The following is a 5,523-nucleotide window of genomic DNA, read 5'->3' as shown; positions in this document are numbered from 1 at the left end:
TTTTTTAGCTTGAATAGATGACCCAGCGATGAGTGGGAGCGGTCAGTGCTTAATTGGTGTTCGAATGATGTATGAAGACTCCAAGTAGGAAGTGAGAGGAAGGCTGTTTTTGTTTTTGAAGACGGTAATGTTGCTAGAAAAAACCTTCTTTTTTAGGCTGAATAGATGACTTGGTGATATGTGGTAGTGGTTGATGCTTAATTCGTATCTGATAGAGGTATTAGAATAGAATGATGAATTTTTATAGAGGTGAACGAAATGAAAGTAGTAGTTGGATCAAAGAATAAAACGAAGGTTGGCGCTGTGGAGAAGGTTTGGAAAGATGCTGAAATTACATCTCTTTCTGTTCCGTCAGGAGTATCAGCTCAGCCTTTCTCAGATGAAGAGACGATGCAAGGAGCGATTAATAGAGCGAAGCGAGCGCTAGAGGAAGGAGAAGCTCCAATTGGTATTGGGCTAGAAGGCGGCGTAATGAAAACGGAGCACGGTTTATTTATGTGTAACTGGGGCGCGCTAGCAACAATGGATGGGAAAGTATTTGTGGCCGGAGGAGCGCGTATTACGTTACCAGACGATTTTTTAGCACCTCTTGAAGATGGTAAGGAATTAAGCGAAGTGATGGAAGAGTTTGTGCAGCGAAAAGATATTCGTAGTCACGAAGGTGCTATCGGTATTTTTACAGATGATTATGTCGACCGCACGGAATTATTTGTACACGTTGTTAAGTTGTTAGTTGGGCAATATAAGTATGACAAAAAGCAAGCATAAACCTTGCACCATGCGCGATGTATGGTAGTATAAAAGAAAGATTATAACATGAAAAATGCACCCGTTAGAGGAGGAAATATAGATGAAGTCATTAGAAAGCATGGAGCAATTCCAACAGTTAAAAGATGAAGAGAATGTAGTCTTTATGTTCTCAGCAGAATGGTGCCCAGACTGCCGCTTTGTAGATCCATTTATGCCAGAAGTAGAAGAGAAATATAGTGATTTCTCATTTTACTATGTAGACCGTGATGAGTTTATTGATCTATGTGTAAAATTAGACGTATTTGGCATTCCGAGCTTTGTAGCGTACAATAAAGGTGAAGAAACTGGTCGCTATGTAAACAAAGATCGTAAAACACAAGAACAAATCGAAGAGTTCATTGAAGGTTTAAAATAAGGCAATTTGCCAATTGAATTGTAAAACAACCTCTACCTTCGCGGGGGAGGTTATTTTTTTGGAAGGGAGGAAAAAAGAGATGAAGATGACAAGTAAAAAGATGAAAGATGAGTTAATAAAGAAATTATCTCGCCCAGAATGGGACTTTCAGTATGATAGTGAGAAAGAAGTTTTACGTATTGAACAAAAAGACTCCAAAAAAGGTATTAACGTATCGCTTCCAGGAGTTGTGGCAAAATGGGAAGTGAACAAGGAAAAGGCAATTGAAGAAGTTGCTTATTACGTACAAGAAGCGCTAATTGCGATGCATAAAGAAGAAAATAGCGGAGCGAAAATTTTACCTGTTATTCGCTCTACTTCTTTCCCGAAACAAGCAGAAGAAGGAAATCCGTTTATTATGACGGATCATACGGCGGAAACACGTATTTACTACGCGCTAGATTCGAATAAAACGTATCGACTAATTGATGAGCGTCTATTACAAAAATTAGAACTTACAGAACAGCAAGTGCGTGAAATGGCATTATTCAACGCACGCTCATTAGGTTATGAATTTAAACAAGACACAGTAGCGGGTAATACATTCTACTTTTTAAACACAAATGATGGGTATGACGCGACTCGTATTTTAAACGAATCGTTACTACAATCGATGCGTGAAAAGATTTCTGGTGACATGGTTGTTGCTGTTCCTCACCAAGATGTATTAATTATTGCTGATATCGTCAACGAAATCGGTTATGATATTATTGCACAAATGACAATGAAATTTTTTGCCGAAGGGCATGTTCCGATTACATCACTTTCATTCGTATATGAAGATGGAGAATTTGAACCAATCTTTATTTTAGCGAAAAATCGGAAGAAGACAGATGGAAAAGAGAAAGGATGAACGAAGTGAACGTTTTTTACAACCTTGAAGGAATTGGTGACACTTTAATTGTTGCCTTACAAGATATTACTTTAGAGAACCGTACTTTTGATCGCAAAGGAGATGTTGCACGCGTATACGATCGTGAAAGCAACGAGACAGCAGGATTCAACATCTTTAATGCATCTTCTTACTTAGAAGTAAAAGAAACAGGCAACCTTACATTAACGAAAGAGCTTGTAGAGAAAATCAACGAAATTTTAGCGAAGAACGGCTTTGAAGAAACAGTAGAAGCAGATCTTTCTCCGAAATTTGTTGTAGGCTATGTAGCTGAAAAAGAGAAACATCCAAATGCTGACAAGCTAAACATCTGTAAAGTAGAAATCGGTACAGAAACATTACAAATCGTATGTGGTGCACCAAACGTTGATGCAGGACAAAAAGTTGTCGTTGCAAAAATTGGTGCTGTAATGCCAAGTGGTATGTTAATTAAACCAGCAGAACTTCGCGGTGTTCCTTCTTCTGGAATGATCTGCTCTGCACGTGAATTAGAGCTTCCAGATGCTCCACAAGAAAAAGGTATTCTTGTATTAGAAGATAGCTTTGAAGTTGGACAAGAGTTTAAATTTTAATTGATATAAGAAGAGAGAGGTTGTCCTTTTGGACAGTCTCTCTTTTTTTTACATTCTTTGTCGGTAAATCGAAATTTCGTGTTGAATCGTTGATATATTGAGAGTTGTGATAGATATATTTAAAAAATCGTTAATATGATAAGGATGTCACCTTTTTTCTTAAAATCTATATTGTATTTTATAAACAAACTAGTTAAAATTTAGAAAAATAGAAGGGGATAGACGTATGAAACAACAAATAAAAATCGCAGAACTTCTAAAACGAATTGAAACTTCAAAACAGCAAGATATTGAGCTAGGTACTTATGAAATATATGTGTTTAGTGAAAGTGAATTAGAAAAAGGACAAATCGGTTACCGATACGATAAACATAAAAATTCATTAATAAGTGAAGAAAACGGAAAGTGGCAAGAAGGATGGATTACAATTGGATATGAAACGGATATGGGCGATCCAGTTTTCGTAAATATAGATGATGACGCTTATCCGGTTTATACTGCAGAACGTGGTACAGAAAAATGGCAGCCAGTTTATATTGGAAATATGGATGAGATTATAGGGCAATTATAAGAAAAAATTTGAATCCGGTGCAAAGTGATGGGAGAGAAGTATGAAGTATATAAAAATAATGAGCATGATTGCATTCATTGGAATATATATGGTCGGTTGTTCACAAGAGCAGCCGAAAAAAGAAACTACATCTTCTATACAAGAGAAAAACAAAGATACCAAAGAAGACGCACCGGTAGAAAAACAGCAAGAACAAGAAATAAACGAAGAATTGCAAGCAATTCAAACGAATGAGCAAGTAGAACATAAGCAAGAGGAAGTATCATCTGAGGAAAAGAAAGAAGAAACTACGCCAGTACAGCCAACTGAGCAACCAGTGCAAAATAATGAACAAAAAGTAGGGAGTAATGAAAAACAAGAGAAGTTTCTCGTCGTTATTGATCCAGGGCATCAACAAAAAGCGAATTTAAATTTAGAGCCAATTGGACCAGGGGCAACAACGCAAAAATATAAAGTGACAGACGGTACAACAGGTGTTGTGACGAAAAAGAGAGAGGCTGTACTTGTATTAGAAATGGCTTTTTTATTAAAAGAAAAGCTTGAAGCAAAAGGGATACAAGTATTAATGACGAGAACATCACAAGACGTTGATATAAGTAATAAAGAACGGGCGACATTCGCAAATAATCATAAGGCTAATTTATTTTTACGTCTTCATGCAGATGGTTCTGAAAATCCAAACCAAAGTGGATTCGCTGTATTGACGCCGGCAGAAGGAAGTCCGTATACGAAAGAGATTTATGCGGAAAGTCTTCAAATCTCTCAAATGATTGTAAATAAAATGAGGGAGAACCAGCAAGTAAAAGTAAATGGAATTAAATTTCGGGATGATCTTTCTGGATTTAATTGGGCAAAGGTTCCTGGTGTGTTATTAGAACTTGGGTTTATGTCAAACCATGAAGAAGATAAAAAATTATCTGACCCGCAATATGTAAATTCTTTATTGCAAAGTGTAACGGATAGCATAGATGCATATCGGAAGAGTAAAGCTTAAGCGCAGTCTTATATGAAAGGCTGCGTTTTTTCATATGAAACACTCGTAAATTAGAATATTGTGGATAAATATGACATGCTTAATTTTACCTGCACTTTTTGCCGAATGCTGATACAATAAAGGATGTTACTATTTAGTAGAAAGAGTGGTAAGCATGTTAGATTGGATGAAAAAGCTGTTTAACAAAGAGGAAGAACAAACAGCGATGAATAAAGAAGTACCAAAGCAAATTGAAAGTCAGCCGAAAATTCCTCGTGTAAACCACTACACTGAAGCAAGAGAAGCACAAATGGCAAGTAGGAATGCAGGTAAATGCCGTTTTCCTTTAGTACCGGATAATGGGTTCGATGAAGAGGATGAAAGCGAAGTAAATCGCTTCGAAGAACAACCTGTTCAAGGAGTAACATATGAAGAACCGACTGCCCAAAGAGGAATAAAGGTGGAAAGAAGCAGACGACCGTATGTGGAAAAGGTAGTTTCTACATATGAAGAGCCGGAAGTGCAATATGAACCGGTGCGGGAGTCTGTCGTTAAAAAGGCATCTGTACCTTCGCAAGAGAGTAACCGTAGACCATTTCGTCCAACAGAAATGATTTCGCCAATTTATGGATATAATCGTCCTTCAGTAGAGAAAAAGGAAGAAAAGCAGGAGGAAGTAAAGGAAAGAGAAGACCTTGAAATATCTGTAGAGGGTAAATCAGTCGTTGATGCATGGTTAGAGAAAAAAGGATATAAATTATCTGATTTCTCAGAAGGACAAGCACCAACTTCTTCTAGTCATAGAGCTGCTAACCAGCAAGGAGAGCAACAATATGAAGAGAATAAAAAGGAAGAAAAGTCAGTAGTTGATCAATGGCTAGAGAAAAACGGTTATGAAATCGAACGCCAAGTGCCTTTAGTAGAAGAAAAAGAAGTGATTCAAGAAATGAGTACACCGCAGGAAGTTTCAGCGGATGAATTACTTCATAAAACAGTAGCTGAGCAGATGGAAAGTGCTAAGCTAGAAAAAGATGTAGTGGTGTTAAACGAAAACAATCTACAAGAAGAATTAGTAGCTTCTAAAGTAGAGCACGAGGATACAATATTATCAGAAGAAATTAAACGTAACACAGAAATAAAACAACCTACTATTGAAGTAGAAAAGCAAGCTCCAGAAGAATCAGTGATTGTCAAAGCAGAAGAAAAACTTGAAGAAACAATCATTGTGGAAATACCAGAAGAAGTGTCAAAAGTAGAAGTAATTGCAGAAACGGAAGAGTTTGAAGAAGTAGTTATGGAAACAGAGGCACC

General features: G+C 37.0%; 6 protein-coding genes and 1 pseudogene. All 7 read left to right on the top strand.

The features are described from left to right. Window positions 1-258: 258 nt before the first annotated feature. Window positions 259-768, top strand: coding sequence for a DUF84 family protein (locus tag MR107_RS29140; RefSeq protein WP_000869940.1), 510 nt, complete (start codon window positions 259-261; stop codon window positions 766-768). Window positions 769-850: 82 nt separating this feature from the next. Further along, the gene (locus tag MR107_RS29135; protein ID WP_242293082.1) at window positions 851-1,165 is read left to right on the top strand and encodes a thioredoxin family protein; all 315 of its coding nucleotides are present in this window, start codon (window positions 851-853) and stop codon (window positions 1,163-1,165) included. 79 nt (window positions 1,166-1,244) lie between these two features. Continuing rightward, window positions 1,245-2,057 carry a DUF1444 domain-containing protein gene (locus tag MR107_RS29130; RefSeq protein WP_000784588.1) on the top strand — a complete coding sequence of 271 codons (813 nt, stop codon included), beginning with the start codon at window positions 1,245-1,247 and terminating at the stop codon, window positions 2,055-2,057. Then, complete coding sequence (gene ytpR, locus MR107_RS29125) at window positions 2,054-2,668, top strand: YtpR family tRNA-binding protein (RefSeq protein ID WP_001006761.1); 615 nt, start codon at window positions 2,054-2,056, stop codon at window positions 2,666-2,668. Before MR107_RS29130 ends, ytpR begins: the two co-directional genes overlap by 4 nt. A 226-nt stretch (window positions 2,669-2,894) precedes the next feature. Continuing rightward, the gene (locus MR107_RS29120) at window positions 2,895-3,239 is read left to right on the top strand and encodes a hypothetical protein (RefSeq protein ID WP_000813166.1); all 345 of its coding nucleotides are present in this window, start codon (window positions 2,895-2,897) and stop codon (window positions 3,237-3,239) included. A gap of 40 nt (window positions 3,240-3,279) precedes the next feature. Further along, entirely contained in the window at window positions 3,280-4,233 is a 954-nt protein-coding gene (locus tag MR107_RS29115) for an N-acetylmuramoyl-L-alanine amidase (RefSeq protein WP_242293081.1), read from the top strand. Between the two features lie 154 nt (window positions 4,234-4,387). Beyond that, a pseudogene (locus tag MR107_RS29110) lies at window positions 4,388-5,523 on the top strand (DNA translocase FtsK); the annotation flags it as partial.

Origin of the sequence: Bacillus cereus group sp. BfR-BA-01441, from assembly GCF_022663075.1 — a bacterium.
GTDB classification, from domain to species: domain Bacteria; phylum Bacillota; class Bacilli; order Bacillales; family Bacillaceae_G; genus Bacillus_A; species Bacillus_A cereus.
This window is presented reverse-complemented; position numbering and strand designations above follow the sequence as displayed.